The organism is Pseudomonas sp. TH32, assembly GCF_016650855.1.
GTDB lineage: Bacteria > Pseudomonadota > Gammaproteobacteria > Pseudomonadales > Pseudomonadaceae > Aquipseudomonas.
The window spans coordinates 4,445,147-4,466,647 of record NZ_JAEKFA010000002.1 but is presented as its reverse complement, the minus strand read 5'-3'; the positions used below and the strand labels follow the sequence as shown (position 1 = coordinate 4,466,647).

The following is a 21,501-nucleotide window of genomic DNA, read 5'->3' as shown; positions in this document are numbered from 1 at the left end:
TGCCTGGTTATCGAACCCCACAGGGAGAGTCTGCATGAATTCGCTTTACCTGGCCTCGGGCTCCCCGAGGCGGCGTGAACTGCTGACCCAGATCGGTGTGCCGTTCACTGTCGTCAGCGCCGCCATTGATGAAACTCCCCTTACCAATGAATCGCCAGCGTCCTACGTAGAGCGCCTGGCGCGCGGCAAGGCGGCGGCCGGCCGTGCGGCCCTGGCCGATGCGGCTGGCGCTTGCGTGCTGGGCGCCGACACCGCCGTCATCCTCGACGGCCAGATCCTCGGTAAACCCGTGGATCAGGCCGATGCCCAGGCCATGTTGCTGGCCCTTTCTGATCGTGAACACGAAGTCCTGACGGCCATTGCCCTGATTGATGATCAGCGTTGCGAAACGCGGCTGGTCAGTAGTCGCGTGCGCTTTCGCAAGATTTCAGCGGATGAAGCCACCACTTATTGGCACAGCGGCGAGCCCCACGACAAAGCGGGCGGCTATGCTATCCAAGGCTTGGCGGCGGTGTTCGTCGCCGGACTCAATGGCAGCTACTCTGCCGTCGTTGGCCTGCCGGTCTGCGAAACCGCAGAACTGCTGGGCCAATTCGGCATACCCTGTTGGCAAAACCTTACCGTGCGCTAAACGCCGTATTCCAGCGCCAAGCCTTAAGCGATCGGTCACTATTGTGAAAACGCCTGAACGAGACCCAGCCATGAGTGAAGAGATTCTGATCAATATCACGCCGATGGAATCGCGCGTGGCGGTGGTAGAGAACGGTGTTCTGCAAGAAGTGCATGTCGAGCGCACCCAAAAGCGCGGGATCGTCGGCAATATCTATAAAGGCAAGGTCGTGCGTGTGTTGCCCGGGATGCAGGCGGCTTTCGTCGACATCGGCCTGGACCGCGCCGCGTTTATCCATGCTTCGGAAATCTCCCTGCGTGAAGGCCCGGCGGTTGAAAGCATCAGCGCCCTGGTGCACGAAGGGCAAAGCCTGGTGGTGCAAGTCACCAAGGACCCGATTGGCTCCAAAGGCGCGCGGTTGACCACCCAACTGTCGATTCCTTCGCGCTACCTGGTGTACATGCCGCGCACAGCTCACGTTGGCATCTCCCTGAAAATCGAAGACGAAGCCGAGCGCGAGCGCCTGAAAAAGGTGGTCAGCGACTGCGTGGCGCTGGAAGGCATCAAGGAAGCCGGCGGTTTCATCCTGCGTACCGCCGCTGAAGGCGCCGGCGCCGATGAAATCCTCATGGACATCCGCTACCTGCGTCGCCTCTGGGACCAGATCGGCGCGCAGATCAAGACCATTGGCGCACCGAGTGTGATCTATGAAGACCTCGGCCTGGCCCTGCGCACGCTGCGTGATCTGGTCAGCCCGAAGATTGAGAAAATTCGCATCGACTCGCGAGAAACCTTCCAGCGCACCACGCAATTTGTTGCCGAGCTGATGCCGGAAATTGCCGATCGTCTGGAGCATTACCCGGGCGAGCGGCCGATCTTCGACTTGTACGGTGTCGAAGACGAAATTCAGAAAGCCCTCGAGCGCAAAGTGCCGCTCAAGTCCGGCGGCTACCTGGTGGTGGACCCGGCTGAGGCCATGAGCACCATCGACGTCAACACCGGCGCCTTTGTGGGCCATCGCAACCTCGAAGAAACCATCTTCAAGACCAACCTCGAAGCCGCTACCGCAATTGCCCGCCAACTGCGCCTGCGCAACCTGGGCGGGATCATCATCATCGACTTCATCGACATGGAGGATGAAGAGCACCAGCGCCAGGTACTGCGTACCCTGGAGAAGCAGCTGGAGCGCGATCACGCCAAGACCAACATCATCGGTATCACCGAATTGGGCCTGGTGCAGATGACCCGCAAGCGCACCCGCGAAAGCCTGGAACAAGTGCTGTGCGAGCCGTGCAGCAGTTGCCAGGGGCGCGGCAAGTTGAAGACCCCGGAAACGGTTTGCTACGAGATTTTCCGGGAAATCTTACGGGAGGCACGCGCCTACCAGGCCGAGGGCTATAGAGTCCTGGCTAACCAGAAGGTGGTCGACCGGCTGCTGGATGAAGAGTCCGGCAACGTGGCAGAGCTGGAAGGTTTTATCGGACGCACTATTCGCTTCCAGGTCGAAACTATGTATTCCCAGGAACAATATGACGTGGTGCTGCTCTGATTCGCGTTAGCTCTTATCAACGAGACCGGCAGACCTTGATCTGCCGTCCGACTATTGCCTTTGAGGGTCGCCTGACATGGAGCGTCTGATACGCTTTTTTGCCGCATTGACCCGCTGGGGCCTTGGCCTGTGCGCCTTGTTGCTGGTATTGGCAGCGGTGTACGTGAGCCTTGGCCGTGAATTGACACCGCTGGTGGCGGAATACCGGGGCGAAATCGAAGCCAAAGCCCGTACTGCGCTGGACATGCCCTTGAGCATCGGCAGCCTGGAAGGGCGCTGGAGCGGTTTCACCCCGGTGTTGATGGCTCACGATGTGATGGTCGGCGAGGGCAACAGCGCCCTGCGTCTGGATCAGGTGCAAGTCGTACCGGATATCTGGGCCAGCGTGCTGGCGCGCGAAGTGCGGATCGCCCATCTGGAAGTCAGTGGCCTGCAAGTCAGCGTGAAGGAAGACAAGGACGGCCACTGGGCGCTGCAAGGCCTGCCGGTGCAGGATGACCAGCCGCTGGATCCCGAGCAACTGCTGACGCGCATGCAAATGGTCGGGCAAGTCTCATTGCTCGACAGCCAGGTGACGCTGCAGCCGTTCGAGCAGGCGCCGCTGACCTTGACCTATGTCGGTGTAAGCCTGCAGACCGGCGCCAACCGCCAGCGCCTGGACGCGCGCCTGACCCTGCCCGATGGCCAGCCGCTGGCGCTGAACCTGCGTACCCGGATCCGCGCCAGCCAGTGGAAAGACGGTGAAGCCGAGGCTTACCTGAGCTTGCCCCAGAGTGACTGGGCAAAATGGATCCCGGCAAAGCTGACCCGGCAATGGAAACTCACCGAACTCAAGGCCGGCGGCGAATTCTGGCTGACCTGGGGCAAGGGCACCGTGCAAAGCGCCGCCGTGCGCCTCAACGCTGCGCAACTCAAGGGCAGCTACGCCGACCGCAAGCCGACCCATATCGAGAACCTGGCCCTCACCGCGTACCTGCAACGCAGTGACAGCGGCCTCAAGGTGCTGTTCGACTCGCTGGCGATGAACCTCGGTGACACGCGCTGGGAGTCGCGCCTGCAACTGCAGCAAACCCTGGCGACCGACAAGGCCCAGGAAGTCTGGAACCTGCAGGCCGATCGTCTCGACCTGACCCCGATCACGCCGTTGCTGCATGCCCTGGCACCGTTGCCGGAGGCCCTGGCTACCACCCTGGATCACCTCAAGGCGACGGGTACGCTGCGCAACGTGTTGCTGGATTACCGTCCTGAAGACACCACTGACCAGCGCGTGAGCTTCGCGGCCAACCTCGACCGCATCGGTTTTGATGCCTACTTCGGCGCCCCGGCGGCCCGTAATGTCAGCGGCAGCATCAGCGGTGACCTGGGCAAGGGCGAGTTGCGCATGGACAGCAAGGACTTCTCCTTGCACCTGTTTCCGATCTTCGCCAAGCCCTGGCAGTACATCCAGGCCAACGCTCGCCTGACGTGGAAGCTGGATAAAGAAGGCTTCACCCTGATTGCGCCGTACATCAAGGTGCTGGGGGAAGAGGGCAAAGTGGCGGCGGACTTCCTGATTCGCCTGCATTTCGACCATAGCCAGGAAGACTACATGGACCTGCGGGTCGGCATGGTCGACGGCGATGGCCGCTTCACCCCCAAATACCTGCCCGCCGTCTTGAGCCCGGCACTCGATGAATGGCTGCGCACCGCGATCCTCAAGGGCGCGGTGGACGAGGGTTTCTTCCAGTACCAGGGCTCGCTGAACCACGATGCGCTGCCTGCTTCGCGCAATATCAGCCTGTTCTTCAAGGTGCATGACGCCGAGCTGGCATTCCAGCCGGGCTGGCCGCATGTCAGCAAGGTCAAGGGCGAAGTGTTTGTCGAGGAAAGCGGCGTGCGCATCCTGGCCAGCAAGGGCCAGTTGCTCGACACCAAGGTCAACGACATCTACGTCAACATTCCCCATGCCCCTGAAGGCAAGGACAGTCATCTGCTGCTGACCGGCAATTTTGCCGGCGGTTTGGGCGATGGCCTGAAGATCCTTCAGGAGGCGCCGATTGGCACCGCCTCGACCTTCGCCGGCTGGAAAGGCGACGGCGACCTGCAAGGCAAGCTCGACCTGGATATTCCCCTGGCCAAGGGTGCAGATCCCAAGATTGTGGTGGATTTCAAGACTGACAAGGCGCGCCTGCAATTGGCCGAGCCCACGCTGGACCTGAGCCAACTCAAGGGTGATTTCCGTTTCGACAGCGCCAAGGGCCTGAGTGGCCAGAACATCAGCGCCCAGGCCTTTGACCGGCCGATCACCGCGCAGATTTTTGCCGATGGCCGGCAGGGCAATCTCAATACCCGCGTGACCGCCAAGGGGCAGGTGACCGTCAAGCGGCTGACTGACTGGCTGAAAGTCAGCCAGCCGTTGCCGGTGTCCGGCGATATCCCCTACCAATTGCAGCTCAACCTCGACGGCGCCGACAGCCAGTTGATGGTCAGTTCCAACCTCAAGGGCGTGGCCGTGGACCTGCCGGCACCGTTCGGCATGCCGGCGAGCCAGGGCCGTGACAGCGTGTTCCGCATGACGCTGCAGGGTAAGGAGCGCCGCTACTGGTTCGATTATGGCGAGTTGGGCAGCTTCACCTTCGCCGCCCCGGCGGACAATTTTGCCGATGGCCGTGGTGAGCTGTTCCTGGGGAGGGCGATGCCGTGTTGCCGGCCGGCAAGGGCTTGCGTATTCGCGGGGTGTTGTCGGAGCTGGATGTCGATCCCTGGAAAAACTGGTAGACCGCTATGCTGGCAACGACCCGGGTGGCAGTGCCAAGCAACTGTTGAGCGGGGCTGACTTCAAGATTGGCAAGCTGACCGGCTTCGGCACGCAGTTTGACCAGGTCAACCTGCAACTGGATCGCAAGCCCGCGGCCTGGGGCTTGCAGTTCGACAGCCAGCAAGCCAAAGGCACCGTGGGGCTACCGGATGCCAAGGGCGCGCCGATCGCGGTCAACTTGCAGTACGTGAAATTGCCGGCAGTGGATCCGACGGTGCAGGCGGATGAAAATGCGCCGGACCCGCTGGCTGATGTCGATCCCAAGGATATTCCGGCACTGGATATCTCGATTGCCCAGTTGTTCCAGGGCCCGGACCTGGTAGGTGCCTGGTCGTTGAAAGTCCGGCCGACCACCAAGGGCATGGCGTTCAACAGCCTCAACCTGGGCCTCAAGGGCATGCTGCTCCAGGGCGCCGGCGGTTGGGAGGGGGCCCCGGAGCCAGCAGCAGTTGGTACAAGGGCCGCCTGGATGGCAAGAACATTGGGGACGTGCTCAAGGGCTGGGGTTTTGCGCCGAGCGTGACCAGTGAAGAGTTTCATGTGGACGTGGACGGCCGCTGGCCGGGTTCGCCGGCCTGGGTCGGTCCCAAGCGTTTCTCCGGCAGCCTGGATGCCAGCTTCCGCAAAGGGCAGTTTGTTGAAGTGGAAGGCGGCGCCCAGGCCCTGCGGGTGTTTGGTTTGCTGAACTTCAACTCTATCGGTCGCCGGCTGCGGCTGGACTTCTCGGACTTGCTCGGTAAAGGCTTGAGTTATGACCGGGTCAAGGGCTTGCTGGCCGCCAGTAATGGCGTGTTTGTGACCCGTGAGCCGATCACCATGACGGGCCCGTCAAGCAACCTGGAGATCAACGGCACCCTGGACCTGGTGGCGGATCGCGTCGATGCGAAGTTGCTGGTAACGCTGCCGGTGACCAATAACCTGCCGATTGCCGCGCTGATCGTCGGCGCGCCGGCCATTGGCGGCGCATTGTTCCTGATCGACAAGCTGATTGGCGACCGCGTCTCGCGTTTCGCCAGCGTCCAGTACAAGGTCGAAGGCCCATGGAAAGACCCGAAAATCACCTTCGACAAGCCATTTGAAAAACCAAACTGAGTGCCTGCGGAGTAGCATGGCACTATCCCTTTTTGGTGCATGCCTTTTCTGGAGTGTGGGCCCATGTCCTTCGCGGTAATTCAAATGGTCAGCCAAAGCGATGTGCTGGCCAATCTGGCCCAGGCCCGGCGCCTGCTGGAACAAGCGGCGGCGGGCGGTGCCAGGCTCGCCGTACTCCCGGAAAACTTCGCCGCCATGGGCCGTCGTGACGTGGCCGATATCGGTCGCGCCGAGGCCTTGGGCGAAGGTCCCATCCTGCCATGGTTGAAACAGGCCGCTCGCGACCTCACCTTATGGATAGTGGCCGGCACTTTGCCGTTGCCTCCAAAGGATCAACCGAACGCCAAGTCCAACGCCTGCTCGTTGCTGATCGATGATCAGGGCGAAATCGTCGCCCGCTACGACAAGCTGCACCTGTTCGATGTCGACGTAGCCGATGCCCGGGGCCGTTATCGCGAATCCGATGACTATGCTCATGGTAGCCAGGTGGTGGTGGCGGATACGCCGGTCGGCCGCCTGGGGCTGACGGTGTGCTACGACTTGCGCTTCCCGGAGCTGTACAGCGAATTGCGCGCTGCGGGTGCCGAGTTGATCACTGCGCCTTCCGCCTTTACAGCGGTGACGGGCGCTGCGCACTGGGACGTGCTGATTCGCGCGCGGGCTATCGAAACCCAGTGTTACCTGCTGGCGGCTGCCCAGGGCGGCGTGCACCCGGGGCCACGGGAAACCTTCGGGCATGCAGCGATTATCGACCCTTGGGGCCGAGTGCTGGCACAACAGGATCAAGGCGAGGCGGTGTTGCTGGCCGAACGCGACAGCAGTGAACAGGCGTCGATACGGACGCGCATGCCGGTGGCAGGCCACCGGCGCTTTTCTCGCAGGGCGCGCAGCGACCTGCTTCAGAACTGATGAATTTAAGGCCAAACCTATGAGCGAGTTGTTGTCCTCAGTCAGTGAACACCTCCTGGCGCCCGGTGGCGTGACCATCGAAAGCTTGCAAACGGTCCTCGGCGATCTGGCCGGGCCGGGCATTGATGCTGCCGACCTGTATTTCCAGGGGCAGATTTCCGAGTCCTGGGCCCTGGAAGACGGGATCGTCAAGGAAGGCAGCTTCAACCTCGACCAAGGCGTGGGCGTGCGTGCCCAGTCCGGTGAAAAAACCGGTTTTGCCTACAGCAATGCCATCACCCTTGAAGCCCTGGGCCTGGCGGCTCGCGCTGCCCGTTCGATCTCCCGTGCCGGCCAGAACGGCACGGTGCAGGCGTTCAGCACCCAGGACGCGGCCCAGTTGTATGCGCCGGATAACCCGCTGGAAGTGATCAGCCGCGCCGAAAAGGTCGAGCTGCTCAAGCGTGTGGACGCCGCGACCCGCGCCCTGGACCCGCGCATCCAACAAGTCACCGTGAGCATGGCCGGCGTGTGGGAGCGCATCCTCGTGGCCTCCACCGATGGCGGCCTGGCGGCGGATGTGCGGCCACTGGTGCGTTTCAATGTCAGTGTGATTGTTGAGCAGAACGGCCGCCGCGAGCGCGGTGGCCATGGTGGTGGCGGGCGTACCGACTACCGTTATTTCCTCACCGAAGACCGCGCCATGGGGTATGCCCGTGAAGCGCTGCGCCAGGCGCTGGTCAATCTGGAAGCGATTCCGGCTCCGGCCGGTACGTTGCCGGTGGTGCTGGGTTCCGGCTGGTCCGGCGTGCTGTTGCATGAAGCGGTGGGCCACGGCCTGGAAGGTGACTTCAACCGCAAGGGCAGTTCGGCCTACAGCGGCCGCATGGGCGAGATGGTTGCGTCCAAGCTCTGCACCATCGTCGACGACGGCACCCTGGCCGGGCGTCGTGGTTCGTTGAGCGTCGATGATGAAGGCACGCCGACGGAGTGCACCACCCTGATCGAAAACGGCGTGCTCAAGGGCTACATGCAAGACAAGCTCAACGCTCGCCTGATGGGCGTGGCCCGCACGGGTAACGGTCGTCGCGAGTCCTACGCGCACCTGCCGATGCCGCGCATGACCAATACCTACATGCTCGGTGGCGAAAGCGACCCGGCGGAAATCATCGCCTCGGTGAAGCGCGGCATCTACTGCGCCAACCTCGGTGGCGGGCAGGTGGACATCACCAGCGGCAAGTTTGTGTTCTCCACCAGCGAGGCGTACTTGATCGAAGACGGCAAGATCACCGCGCCGGTCAAGGGTGCAACGTTGATTGGCAATGGCCCGGAAGCCATGAGCAAGGTGTCGATGGTCGGTAACGACCTGTCGCTGGACAGCGGTGTGGGGACGTGCGGGAAAGATGGGCAGTCGGTGCCGGTGGGTGTCGGCCAGCCAACCCTGAAAATTGATGCGATCACCGTGGGTGGCACGGGGTCGTAAGAACGGGAGCTTCGGGTGGCGAAGGCCGCCACCCGGGGAAGAGGGTCAGCGCAGGCCGCGTTGACTATCGTCCAGCTCACGGATGTATTTGAAGATTTTTCGGCTGGAAGCCGGTGGCTTGCTTTGCGCCAGTTCGTGCTGGGCCTGACGGATCAGGGAGCGCAATTGTTGGCGATCGGCATCCGGGTATTCGATGACGAACTTCTCCAGCACCGCGTCGTCGCCGGCGATCAGGCGATCACGCCAGCGTTCCAGGTTATGGAAGCGCTCGTTGTACTGGCGAGTGGAGGCGTCGAGTTGATCGAGCAACGTCAGAATCGCGTCAGTGTCCTGGTCGCGCATCAGTTTGCCGATAAACATAAGGTGCCGTTTACGCGCGATATTCGCGGTGTGCTTGGGCGCATCGTTCAGAGCCCGGCGCAGGGCGTCGGTCAATGGCAGTTTTGCACACAAGTCAGGCTTGAGTGTTGTAAGGCGCTCGCCGAGGTCAACCAGAGCATGTAGCTCACGTTTGACCTGAGATTTGCTTTTCTCCCCATCGAGGGAGTCGTCGTAAGAATCAACCATGGTGGCAGTCCGCAAAGAAACGCCGCCATGATAACCAGTCGGGGGCCGCTTGTCCGGCCCGGTCGCTAGAAGGCCTTAACCGAAAGCAGAATTTGAGTGGAGAAAACCATGAGTGCAGCCCAAAGCGTCGGTCCGCAAGCGTTACCGGCACTGCAGGAACAAGTCGAGCAGATCATTGCCGAGGCCAAGCGCCAGGGGGCCAGTGCCTGTGAAGTGGCGGTGTCCCTGGAGCAGGGGTTGTCGACTTCGGTGCGCCAGCGTGAAGTGGAAACCGTCGAATTCAACCGCGACCAGGGGTTTGGCATCACCTTGTACGTGGGCCAGCGCAAAGGCTCGGCCAGCACCTCCGCCAGTGGCCCGGAAGCGATTCGCGAAACCGTCGCCGCCGCACTGGCGATTGCCAAGCACACTTCCGAAGACGAAAGCTCGGGCCTGGCCGATGCGGCCTTGATGGCGCGTGACCTGAAGGATTTTGACCTGTTTCACGCCTGGGATATCACCCCGGAGCAGGCCATTGAACAAGCGCTGACCTGTGAGGCGGCGGCCTTTGATGCCGACAGCCGGATCAAGAACGCCGATGGCACCACCTTGAGCACCCACCAGGGCTGCCGTGTGTATGGCAACAGCCACGGTTTTATCGGCGGTTATGCCTCGACGCGTCACAGCCTGAGCTGCGTGATGATTGCCGAAGCCAACGGCCAGATGCAGCGTGATTACTGGTACGACGTGAACCGCCAGGGCGATTTGCTGGCGGACCCGGTGAGCATTGGCCAGCGTGCCGCGCAACGGGCCGCCAGCCGCCTGGGCGCGCGTCCGGTGCCGACGTGCGAAGTACCGGTGCTGTTCTCGGCGGAACTGGCCGGTGGTTTGTTCGGCAGTTTCCTTGGGGCGATTTCCGGCGGCAACCTGTATCGCAAGTCGTCGTTCCTGGAAGGGGCGATCGGCCAGAAGCTGTTCCCGGAGTGGCTGACCATCGATGAGCGTCCGCACCTGATGCGCGCCATGGGCAGTTCGTCGTTTGACGGTGATGGCCTGGCCACCTATGCCAAGCCGTTCGTCGAGAACGGTGAGTTGGTGTCCTATGTGCTGGGCACCTATGCCGGTCGCAAGCTCGGCCTGCCCAGCACCGCCAACGCCGGCGGCGTGCACAACCTGTTCATCACCCATGGCGATGAAGACCAGGCGGCGCTGTTGCGCCGTATGGGGCGCGGCTTGCTGGTCACCGAGTTGATGGGGCATGGCCTGAACATGGTCACGGGCGACTACTCCCGTGGCGCGGCGGGTTTCTGGGTTGAAAACGGCGAAATTCAGTTCGCCGTGCAGGAAGTGACCATCGCCGGCAACATGCGCGACATGTTCAAGCAGATTGTCGCGGTGGGTAATGACCTGGAACTGCGCAGCAACATCCGCACCGGTTCGGTATTGATCGAGAAGATGACCGTCGCTGGCAGCTAACCCTTCGAAAGACGCTGTAAACAAGGCGCGCCACCCATTGGGTGGCGCGTTTTTTTTTGTGCCTGGAATTCCGAGTGATTTTTTCAGGCTCTTGTTTTGATTCTCAATATCATTTAATAATAAATATCATTACCGAATGAGCGTGGATCATGAGTTCTGTCCTGCATGAGGATCCCTACCTGGAAAGCTGGCGTTGGATGAGCCGTCAGATTCGCTGCGGCCTTGATCCCGACGAGCCCCGCCTGATCGAACATTACCTGGCCGAAGGCCGGTACCTCGCCTGTTGCACGGCGACCCATCCGTGGACCATCGGCGAGACCTCATTCCGCCTGCTGCTCGACACCGCCTCCGACATCGCCTTGCCCTGGCACTGGCGGTCCATGTGCCTGGACCAGGCCTGGCGCCCGTTGCGCGACCTGGAAAAACTGTCCCACTGTGCCTGCCGCCTCAAGCGCTGGCAGACCTTTGCCTGGCAATTGGCGACCTGCGAATTGCTGCCATCGATTTCTCACTCTGACCTGGTGCAAGGATCTTCCGATGAGTAACACCCGTATCGAACGCGACAGCATGGGCGAACTGCAAGTGCCGGCCGAGGCACTGTATGGCGCACAAACCCAGCGAGCGGTGAACAACTTTCCCATCAGCCATCAACGTATGCCGGCGCAATTCATCCGTGCGCTGATCCTGGCCAAGGCCGCCGCCGCCAAGGCCAACGTGGAGCTGAAACAACTGAGCGAAGCCCAGGGCAAGGCCATCGTTGATGCGGCCCAAGGCTTGCTGGAAGGCGACTTCATGCAGCATTTCCCGGTGGATATCTTCCAGACCGGTTCTGGCACCAGCTCCAACATGAACGCCAACGAAGTGATTGCGACCCTCGCCAGCCGTTTGCTGGGCGAGCCGGTCAACCCTAACGATCACGTCAACTGCGGCCAGAGCAGTAACGACATCATCCCCACCACCATCCATGTCAGCGCGGCGCTGGTGCTGCACGAACAAACGCTGCCGGCACTGCTGCACCTGGTGCAGGTGATCGAACACAAGGCCGAAGAGGTGCATCGCTTCGTCAAGACCGGCCGGACGCACCTGATGGACGCCATGCCAGTGCGCATGAGCCAGGTGCTCAATGGCTGGGCCCAGCAACTCAAGGCGAATATCGGCCATCTGCAAGACCTGCTGCCGAGTTTGCAGGCGCTGGCCCAGGGCGGTACCGCCGTCGGTACCGGGATCAATGCCCATCCGGAATTTGCGGCGCGTTTCAGCCAGCAACTGAGCGGCCTGACTCAGGTTCAATTCACACCCGGCAAGAACCTGTTTGCACTGATTGGCTCCCAGGACACTGCCGTCGCGGTCTCCGGGCAACTCAAGACCACTGCGGTGTCCTTGATGAAAATTGCCAACGACTTGCGCTGGATGAACTCCGGCCCGTTGGCCGGCCTCGGTGAAATAGAACTGGAGGGCCTGCAGCCGGGCTCCTCAATCATGCCGGGCAAGGTCAACCCGGTGATCCCGGAAGCCACTGCGATGGTTGCCGCGCAAGTCATCGGCAATGACACGGTGATCACCATCGCCGGTCAGTCCGGCAACTTCGAACTCAATGTGATGCTGCCGATCATTGCCCAGAACCTGCTCGGCAGCCTGGAATTGCTGGCCAACTCAAGCCGTTTGCTGGCGGACAAGGCCATTGCCAGCTTCAAGGTCAACGAAGCCAAGCTCAAGGAGGCGCTGTCGCGCAACCCGATCCTGGTGACCGCACTCAACCCGATCATCGGTTACCAAAAGGCCGCCGAAATCGCCAAGAAGGCCTATCAACAAGGCCGTCCGGTGATTGATGTGGCGCTCGAACACACCGACTTGCCCCGCAGCCAACTGGAAATCCTGCTGGATCCGGAAAAGCTCACGGCCGGCGGCGTGTAATCACCGACCCTGCTTTGGAGGCTCACCATGGAGCACTGGAAACGCACGATCGAACGGGCCAATCGCTGCTTTATGGCGGGCGAGCTGGTAGATGCCCGCGAGGCCTACCTGCAAGCCCTGGCCCTGGCTCAAGTGTTGTTTGAGCGCTGGGCGGATGCCGACGAAGCAGTGGCGGCTTGCGTCATTTCCCATCACAACCTGGCGGACCTGCATCTGCGCCTGAACCAGCCGGAAGAAAGCGCGGAATACCTCTGCGCCATTCACCAGCGCCTGTTGCAGACCATTCAGGACACCCGTCTTAACCCGCTACTGAGGGAAGCGGCCCTGCGCCAGAGCAGCAAGACCTACGTCGAGCTGCTGAATTTCATCAGCGATCACGGTGAGTACCCGCGTACTCATCGCTTGCTGGGCAGCAACGTGGCGCCCTCGGATGCGTCGACCCGCAACAGCCCTTTTTATGGAGCTCATTGATATGTCCTACACCTTGCCGGCGTTGCCTTACGCCTACGATGCCCTTGAACCGCATATCGACGCGCAAACCATGGAGATCCACTACACCAAGCACCACCAGACCTACATCAATAACCTCAACGCGGCTGTCGAAGGCACCGAGTTTGCCGGTTGGCCGGTGGAGAAACTGGTGTCCAGCGTGCAGCAACTGCCGGAAAAACTCCGGGCGGCGGTGATCAACCAGGGCGGCGGTCACGCCAACCACTCGTTGTTCTGGGCCGTCATGTCGCCCAAGGGCGGCGGCAAGCCAGACGGCGCGCTGGGCAAAGCCATCGACGAGCAGTTGGGTGGTTTCGACGCCTTCAAAGAGGCCTTCACCAAGGCTGCCTTGACCCGCTTCGGCAGTGGCTGGGCGTGGTTGAGCGTTACCCCGCAAAAGATCCTGGTGGTGGAAAGCAGCGGCAACCAGGACAGCCCGCTGATGAACGGCAATACGCCGATCCTCGGCCTGGACGTCTGGGAGCACGCTTACTACCTGCTGTACCAGAACCGTCGCCCGGAATACATCAACGCGTTCTACAGCGTCATCAATTGGCCGGAAGTTGCCGAACGGTACCAGGCTGCGCTGGGCTGAAACTCCTCTATAACAAGATCTAAGGCCGACTATGGGCACTGAAACACTGGCGATCAGCAGCGTGCGAATGTTTCGTTATGCGTTTGGCTCGCTGCTGCTATTGGCAGGAACTGCATTGCTGGTGGCCCAAGGGTTGGCCTGGCTTGACCTGGAGCCCCGCATCCTGCGCGCGTTGCAGGGGGGGGCCATTTGCGCCCTTGGCACCGCCTTGGGCGCCGTGCCGGTACTGGTGATTCGCCGGATGCCATTGGCGGTGAGTGACACGCTGCTGGGCTTCGGTGCGGGGGTGATGCTGGCGGCCACCGCGTTTTCGCTGATCGTGCCGGGTATTGCTGCTGCTGAAAACCTCGGGCTGACGCCTTGGGCCGCCAGCGGCTTGATCAGTTTTGGCATCATGCTGGGCGCATTCGGGCTGTATCTGGTAGATCGCAAGGTCTCCGGCGCCAGCCCGGAAATGCTGGTGGGCAGTCCGGAACATCCGGTGATTCCGCCGCGCATCTGGCTGTTTGTGTTCGCCATCATTGCCCACAATATTCCCGAAGGCATGGCAGTGGGTGTCTCGGCGGGCGGCGGCATGCCCGATGCCGACAGCCTGGCCATGGGCATTGCCTTGCAGGATGTGCCGGAGGGCTTGGTGATTGCCTTGGTGCTGGCCGGGGCAGGGATGTCGCGGGTCAAGGCGTTCCTGATTGGCGCGGCGTCCGGGTTGGTGGAGCCGGTGTTTGCGGTGCTGTGTGCCTGGCTGGTAAGCCTGGCGGAGGTACTGTTGCCGTTGGGGTTGGCGCTGGCGGCCGGGGCGATGCTGTTGGTGGTGACCCACGAAGTGATTCCCGAATCGCGGCGCAATGGCCATGACAAGCTCGCCAGCCTGGGACTGTGTATCGGGTTTTGTTTGATGATGGTGATGGATACAGCGTTGGGGTGAAGCCGCTTGCGGGCTTCACCCTGTCACAGGGGAGGCGGGTTCTACTCGCCTTCGTCAAAATAGTTGTTGATCAACGCCACCAGCGCATCCATCGCTTCCTGCTCTTGCTCGCCTTCCGTCTTCAAGTGAATCTTCGTGCCCTTGCCCGCCGCCAGCATCATCATGGCCATGATGCTTTTGCCGTCGACCATGGATTCCGGGGTGCGCCCGGCGCGAATCTGGCAAGGGAACTGGCCGGCGACGCCGACGAACTTGGCCGAAGCCCGGGCGTGCAGGCCCAGCTTGTTGATGATTTCAATTTCCAGAGCGGGCATCGCGGGGGTGTTCCTTTCAGCTAAGGTCGCGGTGGCGAACCTGGACGTTCTTGAGGGTTTGTTGCAGCACCTTGCCCAGGCGTTCGGTCAGGTAGACGGAACGGTGATGGCCGCCGGTGCAGCCAATGGCGATGGTGACATAAGCCCGGTTGCTGGCCGCAAAGCGCGGCAGCCATTTGAGCAGGTAGCTGGAGATATCCTGGAACATCTCCTCTACATCCGGTTGCGCTGCCAAATATTCCGCCACAGGTTCGTCCAGCCCGGACTGATCGCGCAGTTCCGGCTTCCAGTACGGGTTGGGCAGGCAGCGCACATCAAACACCAGGTCGGCATCCACCGGCATGCCGCGCTTGAAGCCAAACGACTCCACCAGAAACGCGGTGCCCGGCTCCGGCTGATTCAGCAGGCGCAGCTTTATCGCATCGCGCAGTTGATACAGGTTCAGGCTGGTGGTGTTGATCTTGAGGTCGGCCAGGTCAATGATCGGCCCCAGCAGTTTGGTCTCGTCCTCGATGGCTTCTGCCAGCGAGCGATGCGGGCTGCTCAGTGGGTGGCGGCGACGGGTCTCGGAGAAACGCTTGAGCAGGGTTTCTTCGTCGGCGTCCAGGTACAGCACATCGCAGTGGATGTGCTTGGCCCGCACTTCTTCGAGCAGTTCAGGGAAGCGGGTGAGGTGGCTGGGCAGGTTGCGGGCGTCGATCGAGACAGCGACCAGCGGTTGCGCCAACTCGGTATGGATCAGTGCACGTTCCGCCAGTTCCGGCAGCAGGCCGGCGGGCAGGTTGTCGATGCAATAGAAGCCGTTGTCCTCAAGAACATTGAGAGCCGTGCTTTTTCCTGAGCCGGAGCGGCCGCTGACGATGATCAAACGCATGATTACTGCCCGTTTTGTTCATCCAGTACAACCTGATAAAGCGCCTCATTGCTGGGAGCGCTGCGCAGTTTGTCGCGTACTTCCTTGCGGTCGAGCATGCTGGCGATCTGCCGAAGCAGTTGCAGGTGCGCATCGGTGGCAGCTTGCGGGACCAGCAGAACAAACAGCAGGTCGACCGGCGCGCCGTCGATGGCGTCGAAATCGATGGGGGCGTCCAGGTGCAGCAGGGCGCTGACTGGAGACTCACAGCCTTGCAGGCGGCAGTGAGGAATGGCGATGCCGTTGCCAAAGCCGGTCGAACCGAGCTTTTCACGGGCGATCAGTGCCTCATACACAGCTTGCGTATCCAGCTCGGGCACTTCGCGGCCGATCAGGTTGGCAATTTGTTCGAGGGCACGTTTTTTACTGCCGCCCGGCACGTTCACGAGGGAACGGCCGGGGGTCAGGATGGTTTCAAGTCGAATCATGGGTGGGGAGTGTTAGCGGCCAGTGCCTTGAAGAAGACTCTGCTGCTTTTCCTTATGCTTTTTGATTTGGCGATCCAGCTTGTCGGTCAGGTCGTCAATGGCAGCATACATATCTGAATGCTCGGCATTGGCGACTACTTCCCCGCCGGGTATACGCAAGGTGGCTTCGATTTTCTGCTTGAGCTTCTCGACAGTCATGATGACTTGCACGTTGGTGATCTTGTCGAAATGCCCCTCAATTCGTTTGAGTTTTTCGCCGATATAGGCGCGCAGCGGTTCGGTCACTTCCAGTTGGTGTCCACTGATGTTGACTTGCATACAGCTTCTCCTTCGTTGCCAGTGCATAAAGCGGCAGGCCGGGGTGCCTGCCACTGGAACGCTATGGCCCGCCCGTCACATCAAACGTTTACGCTCGCTGGAAGGCGCGATCCCCAGGGACTCGCGGTACTTGGCGACGGTTCGACGGGCGACCTGAATGCCTTGTGCCTCCAGTAAACCAGCGATCTTGCTGTCACTCAACGGCTTTTTCTGATTTTCCGCGGCAACCAGTTTTTTGATGATCGCGCGGATCGCCGTGGACGAGCATTCGCCGCCTTCGGAGGTGCTGACATGGCTGGAGAAAAAGTATTTCAGCTCATAAATACCCCGTGGGGTATGCATGAATTTTTGCGTGGTCACCCGGGAAATCGTTGATTCGTGCATGCCCACCGCCTCGGCGATGTCGTGCAGTACCAGCGGCTTCATCGCCTCATCGCCGTATTCCAGGAAGCCGCGCTGGTGCTCGACGATCTGGGTGGCGACTTTCATCAGGGTTTCGTTGCGGCTTTGCAGGCTCTTGATGAACCAGCGGGCTTCCTGCAACTGGTTGCGCATGAAGGTGTTGTCGGCGCTGGTGTCGGCGCGGCGTACAAACCCTGCATATTGCGGGTTGACCCGCAGGCGCGGCACCGATTCCTGGTTCAGCTCCACCAGCCAGCGCTCGTTGTCCTTGCGCACGATCACATCGGGGACGACGTATTCGGCTTCGCTGGACTCGATCTGCGAGCCGGGGCGCGGGTTGAGGCTCTGCACCAGCTCGATGATCTGGCGCAGGTCATCTTCCTTGAGCTTCATGCGGCGCATCAGCTGGCTGTAGTCGCGGCTGCCGAGCAAGTCGATGTAGTCGGTGACCAGGCGCTGCGCTTCGGCCAGCCAAGGCGTCTTGGCCGGCAGTTGGCGCAGTTGCAACAGCAGGCACTCGCTGAGGCTGCGGGCGCCGATACCGGCTGGCTCGAATTGCTGGATGCGGTGCAGGACGGCTTCGATTTCGTCCAGTTCGATGTCCAGTTCCGGGTCGAAGGCCTCGAGGATCTCCTCAAGGGTCTCGTCCAGGTAGCCCTGATTGTTGATGCAGTCGATCAGGGTGACGGCGATCAGGCGATCGGTGTCGGACATCGGTGCCAGGTTCAGTTGCCAGAGCAAATGGCTCTGCAGGCTCTCGCCGGCGGAGGTGCGGGTGGTGAAGTCCCACTCGTCATCGTCATTGCTGGGCAGGCTGCTGGCGCTGGTCTGGTAGACGTCTTCCCACGCGGTGTCGACGGGAAGCTCGTTGGGAATGCGTTCGTTCCATTCACCGTCCTCGAGGTTGTCCACCGTGGGGGCGGTTTCCTGGTAGGAGGGTTCCTGTACGTCGGGGTTGGGTTTTTGCTCGATGTTGTCGGCCAGCGGGTCTGCATTATCGAAGTCGTCGCCTTCTTCCTGGCGTTCGAGCATCGGATTGGACTCCAGGGCCTCCTGGATTTCCTGTTGCAGGTCCAGGGTCGACAATTGGAGCAGGCGGATGGCCTGTTGCAGCTGCGGTGTCATCGTCAGCTGCTGGCCCATTCTCAGGACTAGCGATGGTTTCATGGCAGGGGCTTAACACCTTATTCGCCGGCGCAATGCGCCATCCACGACAGGGCGCGTGAGCGCCAAACATAAGCAAATTATATGCCTGATATCGGGGGCTTTGCCTAGAGCGCGGTAACAATAAAAATACTGAGGTTTTTATTGACTCCCGCGCTCCATGGCGAATGGCCTGATACCACCGTGTTTACAGGCGGAACTCGTGACCCAGATACACTTCCTTGACCAGTTCGTTGGCCAGGATAGTGGCAGAGTCACCTTCGGCAATCAGCTGTCCATCGTTGACGATGTAGGCGGTTTCGCAGATATCGAGGGTCTCACGGACGTTGTGGTCGGTGATCAACACACCGATGCCCTTGGCCTTGAGGTGATGGATGATCTGCTTGATGTCGCCGACGGAAATCGGGTCGACACCGGCGAAAGGTTCGTCCAGCAGGATGAACTTTGGCGCAGTGGCCAGGGCGCGGGCGATTTCCACGCGACGACGCTCGCCGCCGGAAAGGCTCATGCCGAGGTTGTCGCGAATGTGGTTGATATGGAATTCCTGCAACAGGCTTTCCAGTTCTTTCTTGCGCCCGGCGCGGTCGAGTTCCTTGCGGGTCTCGAGGATCGCCATGATGTTGTCGGAAACCGACAGTTTGCGGAAGATCGACGCTTCCTGGGGAAGATAGCCGATACCCGCCTGTGCACGACCGTGCATCGGCTGGTGGCTGACGTCCAGGTCGTCGATCAGCACGCGGCCTTGATCGGCCCGAACCAGGCCGACAATCATGTAGAAACAGGTGGTCTTGCCGGCACCGTTGGGGCCGAGCAAGCCGACGATCTGGCCGCTGTCGATCGACAGGCTGACGTCGCGCACGACCTGACGGCTTTTATAGGCCTTGGCCAGATGCTGGGCTTTCAGGGTTGCCATTAATTCGCCTTCTTCGCGTCGGTTTTCGGCGTCGGCTGGGCGGCGTCGGCTTTCTGCTTCGGCTGGATAACCATATCGATGCGCGGCTTCGGCGTGCCGATCTTCGTACCGGTGGCACGACCGGCCTGGGCAATCTGCTTCACCGTGTCATAGACGATTTTTTCGCCGTCAGTGGTGTTGCCGTCATTGATGACCCTGGCCTGATCGATCAGCACGATGCGGTTTTGCTGCGCGTGGTACTGGATCGTCTTGCCGTAGCCTTTGACCGGTGTAGGGTCGCCCACTTTTTGCAGTTGTTCGAAATACGCCAGGTTGCCGACCGAAGTAACCACGTCGATATCGCCTGCCGGGGTGCGAGTCAGTGTCACGGTATTACCCGTCACTTTCATCGAGCCTTGAGTGATGATGACGTCGCCGGTGTAGGTCGCAATACCTTTCTTGTCATCCAGTTGCGCATCATCGGCCTGAATGTGGATCGGTTGCTGGCTATCGTTCGGCAGAGCCCAGGCGCTCACGCTTCCCAGTGCTGCGCCCAGGCCGAGCAAAATAGGGAGGGTTTTAACGAGCCTCATACTGTCCTCTTACGTTCGATAGCAGGTGTATCCTGCTTTCTTTCAAATACGCTTTCATTCCCTTGCCAGTCGATACACCGCCAGCGCCGTCGATTCTAACGTCTTGCTCGGTCTGCGCATATTGCTTCTGTGGGAATACGGTCATGCGACTGCTGGTAATAATGGTGTCGCGGTTCTTGGCGTCGGTACGGGCTACACGCACCGAGTCAATCAATTCCACCTGGGTGCCGTCCGGGTTGACCTCGCCACGCTCACTGGTGACGTGCCACGGGAATTCGGCGCCGCGATACAGGTTCATGTCCGGCTTGGTCAGCAAAGTGACCTCGGATGCCTTCAAGTGTTCGACCTTGTCGGAGGTCATTTCATACTGAACCTTGCCATCGGGCAGGTACTGGATGCTGTGGGCGTTGATGGCGTAATAGTCGATAGCGCTCTCGTCGACCTGCGCAACAGGCTTGTCGAGGAAGCGCTCCGGGCTGATATTCCAGTAGCCGACCGCGAGAAACACGGCGGCGATGACGGCGAATATCAGAAAATTGCGAATCTTTTTACTCAGCATAAAACGCTCTATAGGTAGGCGGCGTGAGCCGCTTCAAGGCTGCCTTGGGCGCGCAGAATCAATTCGCAGAACTCGCGGGCGGCGCCTTCGCCGCCGCGGGCGGTGGTCACACCATGGGCGTGTTCGCGAACGAACGCCGCCGCATTGGCCACGGCCATGCCCAGGCCGACCCGGCGAATCACCGGCAGGTCGGGTAAGTCGTCACCGAGGTAGGCGACCTGTTCATAGCTTAGGTTGAGTTGGCCAAGAAGCTCGTCCAGAACCACCAGTTTATCCTCGCGGCCCTGATACAGGTGAGGAATCCCCAGGTTTTGTGCGCGGCGTTCCACAACCGGGGTCTTGCGACCGCTGATGATGCCGGTTTGCACGCCCGCGGCCATCAGCATCTTGATGCCCTGGCCATCGAGGGTGTTGAACGTCTTGAACTCGCTGCCGTCTTCCAGGAAGTACAGGCGGCCATCCGTCAGTACGCCGTCGACGTCGAAAATCGCCAGCTTGATGTTCTTGCCCCGTTGCAACAGATCGGTGGTCATTTACATCACTCCTGCACGCAGCAAGTCGTGCATGTTCAGGGCGCCAACCGGGCGGTCGTCGCCGTCGACCACCACCAGCGCCAGGATTTTATGGTCTTCCATGATCTTCAGCGCTTCGGCTGCGAGCATGTCGGGGCGGGCGGTCTTGCCGTGAGGCGTCATGACTTCGTCGATGGTTGCGGTCTGGATGTCGAGGTTGCGATCCAGGGTGCGGCGCAGGTCACCGTCGGTGAAAACCCCGGCCAGGCGCCCGTCGGGCTCCAGGATCACGGTCATGCCGAGGCGCTTGAGGGTCATTTCCATCAAGGCGTCCTTAAGCAAGGTGCCGCGCGCCACTTGTGGCAACTCGTCGCCGGCATGCATCACGTTTTCCACCTTCAGCAGCAGGCGACGGCCCAGGGCGCCACCCGGATGGGAGAACGCGAAGTCTTCGGCGGTAAACCCGCGAGCTTCCAGCAATGCCACGGCCAGTGCATCGCCCATGACCAGGGCGGCAGTGGTGGAGGAGGTGGGTGCCAGGTTCAGTGGGCAGGCCTCTTCGGCAACGTGCACGTTCAAATTCACTTCGGCTGCTTTGGCCAGCGTCGAGTCCGGGTTGCCGGTCACGCTGATCAGCTGGATGCCCAGGCGCTTGATCAGCGGCAGCAGGGTCACGATTTCGTTGGTGGTGCCGGAGTTGGACAGCGCGAGGATGATGTCATCCCGCGTGATCATGCCCATGTCACCGTGGCTGGCTTCGGCCGGGTGCACGAAGAACGCGGTGGTCCCGGTGCTTGCCAGGGTGGCGGCGATCTTGTTGCCGACATGCCCGGATTTGCCCATGCCGACCACGACTACGCGGCCCTTGCTGGCCAGAATCATCTCGCATGCGCGTACGAAATCCGCGTCGATATGGGCCAGTAAACCTTCTACGGCTTCAAGCTCGAGGCGGATGGTGCGTTGTGCGGATTGAATAAGGTCGCTGGATTGGCTCATGTCTGAAATCGTATAGCCTGACGAAAAGTCGGCGATTATAGCGGTA

General features: G+C 60.9%; 21 protein-coding genes and 1 pseudogene. 11 read left to right on the top strand and 11 right to left on the bottom strand.

The genetic code is table 11. From position 1 onward, the window contains the following. The first annotated feature begins 34 nt into the window (after nucleotides 1-34). The 5 genes and pseudogenes from JFV30_RS24120 to tldD all read left to right on the top strand — a co-directional run bounded on the left by JFV30_RS24120 (nucleotide 35) and on the right by tldD (nucleotide 8,419). Nucleotides 35-631: a Maf family protein gene (locus JFV30_RS24120; protein WP_201125368.1), complete on the top strand. Its 597-nt coding sequence runs from the start codon at nucleotides 35-37 to the stop codon at nucleotides 629-631. Nucleotides 632-701: 70 nt separating this feature from the next. Beyond that, nucleotides 702-2,159 carry a ribonuclease G gene (gene rng, locus JFV30_RS24115; protein ID WP_003216085.1) on the top strand — a complete coding sequence of 486 codons (1,458 nt, stop codon included), beginning with the start codon at nucleotides 702-704 and terminating at the stop codon, nucleotides 2,157-2,159. A gap of 76 nt (nucleotides 2,160-2,235) precedes the next feature. Then, nucleotides 2,236-6,048 (top strand): annotated as a pseudogene (locus JFV30_RS24110) (YhdP family protein). A gap of 63 nt (nucleotides 6,049-6,111) precedes the next feature. Beyond that, nucleotides 6,112-6,957, top strand: coding sequence for a carbon-nitrogen hydrolase family protein (locus tag JFV30_RS24105; protein WP_201125367.1), 846 nt, complete (start codon nucleotides 6,112-6,114; stop codon nucleotides 6,955-6,957). Nucleotides 6,958-6,976: 19 nt separating this feature from the next. Beyond that, complete coding sequence (gene tldD / locus JFV30_RS24100; RefSeq protein WP_201125366.1) at nucleotides 6,977-8,419, top strand: metalloprotease TldD; 1,443 nt, start codon at nucleotides 6,977-6,979, stop codon at nucleotides 8,417-8,419. A 45-nt stretch (nucleotides 8,420-8,464) separates the two neighbouring features. Here the strand turns inward: tldD and yjgA are convergent, their stop codons facing one another. After that, complete coding sequence (gene yjgA, locus JFV30_RS24095; RefSeq protein WP_003216092.1) at nucleotides 8,465-8,986, bottom strand: ribosome biogenesis factor YjgA; 522 nt, start codon at nucleotides 8,984-8,986, stop codon at nucleotides 8,465-8,467. A gap of 108 nt (nucleotides 8,987-9,094) precedes the next feature. Here yjgA and pmbA point away from each other — a divergent pair, with 108 nt between their 5' ends. The 6 genes from pmbA (at nucleotide 9,095) to JFV30_RS24065 (ending at nucleotide 14,364) form a co-directional block, all read left to right on the top strand. Beyond that, entirely contained in the window at nucleotides 9,095-10,441 is a 1,347-nt protein-coding gene (gene pmbA, locus JFV30_RS24090) for a metalloprotease PmbA (RefSeq protein WP_010170604.1), read from the top strand. Between the two features lie 149 nt (nucleotides 10,442-10,590). Further along, the gene (locus tag JFV30_RS24085) at nucleotides 10,591-10,986 is read left to right on the top strand and encodes a hypothetical protein (protein ID WP_010170602.1); all 396 of its coding nucleotides are present in this window, start codon (nucleotides 10,591-10,593) and stop codon (nucleotides 10,984-10,986) included. After that, nucleotides 10,979-12,355, top strand: a complete 1,377-nt coding sequence (locus tag JFV30_RS24080) for a class II fumarate hydratase (protein ID WP_201125365.1) — start codon at nucleotides 10,979-10,981, stop codon at nucleotides 12,353-12,355. Before JFV30_RS24085 ends, JFV30_RS24080 begins: the two co-directional genes overlap by 8 nt. 27 nt (nucleotides 12,356-12,382) lie before the next feature. After that, nucleotides 12,383-12,826 carry a hypothetical protein gene (locus JFV30_RS24075; protein WP_010170597.1) on the top strand — a complete coding sequence of 148 codons (444 nt, stop codon included), beginning with the start codon at nucleotides 12,383-12,385 and terminating at the stop codon, nucleotides 12,824-12,826. Nucleotide 12,827: 1 nt separating this feature from the next. Beyond that, nucleotides 12,828-13,439 (top strand): superoxide dismutase, encoded by a 612-nt coding sequence (locus JFV30_RS24070; RefSeq protein WP_201125364.1) that lies wholly within the window; start codon nucleotides 12,828-12,830, stop codon nucleotides 13,437-13,439. 31 nt (nucleotides 13,440-13,470) lie between these two features. Next, entirely contained in the window at nucleotides 13,471-14,364 is an 894-nt protein-coding gene (locus JFV30_RS24065) for a ZIP family metal transporter (protein WP_201125363.1), read from the top strand. Nucleotides 14,365-14,405: 41 nt separating this feature from the next. Here JFV30_RS24065 and JFV30_RS24060 read toward each other — a convergent pair whose 3' ends face one another. The 10 genes from JFV30_RS24060 to JFV30_RS24015 all read right to left on the bottom strand — a co-directional run bounded on the left by JFV30_RS24060 (nucleotide 14,406) and on the right by JFV30_RS24015 (nucleotide 21,455). Then, on the bottom strand, nucleotides 14,406-14,678 hold the full coding sequence (locus tag JFV30_RS24060) for an HPr family phosphocarrier protein (protein WP_012722237.1): 273 nt from the start codon (nucleotides 14,676-14,678) through the stop codon (nucleotides 14,406-14,408). A gap of 16 nt (nucleotides 14,679-14,694) precedes the next feature. Further along, nucleotides 14,695-15,552, bottom strand: a complete 858-nt coding sequence (rapZ, locus tag JFV30_RS24055) for an RNase adapter RapZ (RefSeq protein ID WP_201125362.1) — start codon at nucleotides 15,550-15,552, stop codon at nucleotides 14,695-14,697. Nucleotides 15,553-15,554: 2 nt separating this feature from the next. Beyond that, entirely contained in the window at nucleotides 15,555-16,019 is a 465-nt protein-coding gene (gene ptsN, locus JFV30_RS24050) for a PTS IIA-like nitrogen regulatory protein PtsN (RefSeq protein WP_201125361.1), read from the bottom strand. A 12-nt stretch (nucleotides 16,020-16,031) separates the two neighbouring features. Next, nucleotides 16,032-16,337, bottom strand: a complete 306-nt coding sequence (gene hpf, locus JFV30_RS24045) for a ribosome hibernation-promoting factor, HPF/YfiA family (RefSeq protein WP_010170586.1) — start codon at nucleotides 16,335-16,337, stop codon at nucleotides 16,032-16,034. Nucleotides 16,338-16,412: 75 nt separating this feature from the next. Continuing rightward, a complete protein-coding gene (locus tag JFV30_RS24040) occupies nucleotides 16,413-17,906 on the bottom strand; it encodes an RNA polymerase factor sigma-54 (protein WP_010170584.1) in 1,494 nt (497 codons plus the stop codon). 184 nt (nucleotides 17,907-18,090) lie between these two features. Next, on the bottom strand, nucleotides 18,091-18,816 hold the full coding sequence (gene lptB, locus JFV30_RS24035; RefSeq protein ID WP_201125360.1) for an LPS export ABC transporter ATP-binding protein: 726 nt from the start codon (nucleotides 18,814-18,816) through the stop codon (nucleotides 18,091-18,093). Continuing rightward, nucleotides 18,816-19,388 carry a lipopolysaccharide transport periplasmic protein LptA gene (lptA, locus tag JFV30_RS24030; RefSeq protein WP_010170582.1) on the bottom strand — a complete coding sequence of 191 codons (573 nt, stop codon included), beginning with the start codon at nucleotides 19,386-19,388 and terminating at the stop codon, nucleotides 18,816-18,818. Before lptA ends, lptB begins: the two co-directional genes overlap by 1 nt. After that, entirely contained in the window at nucleotides 19,375-19,947 is a 573-nt protein-coding gene (gene lptC / locus JFV30_RS24025; protein ID WP_177043443.1) for an LPS export ABC transporter periplasmic protein LptC, read from the bottom strand. Before lptC ends, lptA begins: the two co-directional genes overlap by 14 nt. An 8-nt stretch (nucleotides 19,948-19,955) precedes the next feature. Then, nucleotides 19,956-20,480: a KdsC family phosphatase gene (locus JFV30_RS24020; RefSeq protein WP_010170579.1), complete on the bottom strand. Its 525-nt coding sequence runs from the start codon at nucleotides 20,478-20,480 to the stop codon at nucleotides 19,956-19,958. After that, nucleotides 20,481-21,455 (bottom strand): KpsF/GutQ family sugar-phosphate isomerase, encoded by a 975-nt coding sequence (locus tag JFV30_RS24015; protein WP_010170577.1) that lies wholly within the window; start codon nucleotides 21,453-21,455, stop codon nucleotides 20,481-20,483. Nucleotides 21,456-21,501: the final 46 nt, after the last annotated feature.

Coding starts and splice junctions, on each gene's coding strand:
- JFV30_RS24120 (WP_201125368.1), top strand. CDS start 35: ATGAATTCGCTTTACCTGGCCTCGGGCTCCCCGAGGCGGCGTGAACTG.
- rng (WP_003216085.1), top strand. CDS start 702: ATGAGTGAAGAGATTCTGATCAATATCACGCCGATGGAATCGCGCGTG.
- JFV30_RS24105 (WP_201125367.1), top strand. CDS start 6,112: ATGTCCTTCGCGGTAATTCAAATGGTCAGCCAAAGCGATGTGCTGGCC.
- tldD (WP_201125366.1), top strand. CDS start 6,977: ATGAGCGAGTTGTTGTCCTCAGTCAGTGAACACCTCCTGGCGCCCGGT.
- yjgA (WP_003216092.1), bottom strand. CDS start 8,986: ATGGTTGATTCTTACGACGACTCCCTCGATGGGGAGAAAAGCAAATCT.
- pmbA (WP_010170604.1), top strand. CDS start 9,095: ATGAGTGCAGCCCAAAGCGTCGGTCCGCAAGCGTTACCGGCACTGCAG.
- JFV30_RS24085 (WP_010170602.1), top strand. CDS start 10,591: ATGAGTTCTGTCCTGCATGAGGATCCCTACCTGGAAAGCTGGCGTTGG.
- JFV30_RS24080 (WP_201125365.1), top strand. CDS start 10,979: ATGAGTAACACCCGTATCGAACGCGACAGCATGGGCGAACTGCAAGTG.
- JFV30_RS24075 (WP_010170597.1), top strand. CDS start 12,383: ATGGAGCACTGGAAACGCACGATCGAACGGGCCAATCGCTGCTTTATG.
- JFV30_RS24070 (WP_201125364.1), top strand. CDS start 12,828: ATGTCCTACACCTTGCCGGCGTTGCCTTACGCCTACGATGCCCTTGAA.
- JFV30_RS24065 (WP_201125363.1), top strand. CDS start 13,471: ATGGGCACTGAAACACTGGCGATCAGCAGCGTGCGAATGTTTCGTTAT.
- JFV30_RS24060 (WP_012722237.1), bottom strand. CDS start 14,678: ATGCCCGCTCTGGAAATTGAAATCATCAACAAGCTGGGCCTGCACGCC.
- rapZ (WP_201125362.1), bottom strand. CDS start 15,552: ATGCGTTTGATCATCGTCAGCGGCCGCTCCGGCTCAGGAAAAAGCACG.
- ptsN (WP_201125361.1), bottom strand. CDS start 16,019: ATGATTCGACTTGAAACCATCCTGACCCCCGGCCGTTCCCTCGTGAAC.
- hpf (WP_010170586.1), bottom strand. CDS start 16,337: ATGCAAGTCAACATCAGTGGACACCAACTGGAAGTGACCGAACCGCTG.
- JFV30_RS24040 (WP_010170584.1), bottom strand. CDS start 17,906: ATGAAACCATCGCTAGTCCTGAGAATGGGCCAGCAGCTGACGATGACA.
- lptB (WP_201125360.1), bottom strand. CDS start 18,816: ATGGCAACCCTGAAAGCCCAGCATCTGGCCAAGGCCTATAAAAGCCGT.
- lptA (WP_010170582.1), bottom strand. CDS start 19,388: ATGAGGCTCGTTAAAACCCTCCCTATTTTGCTCGGCCTGGGCGCAGCA.
- lptC (WP_177043443.1), bottom strand. CDS start 19,947: ATGCTGAGTAAAAAGATTCGCAATTTTCTGATATTCGCCGTCATCGCC.
- JFV30_RS24020 (WP_010170579.1), bottom strand. CDS start 20,480: ATGACCACCGATCTGTTGCAACGGGGCAAGAACATCAAGCTGGCGATT.
- JFV30_RS24015 (WP_010170577.1), bottom strand. CDS start 21,455: ATGAGCCAATCCAGCGACCTTATTCAATCCGCACAACGCACCATCCGC.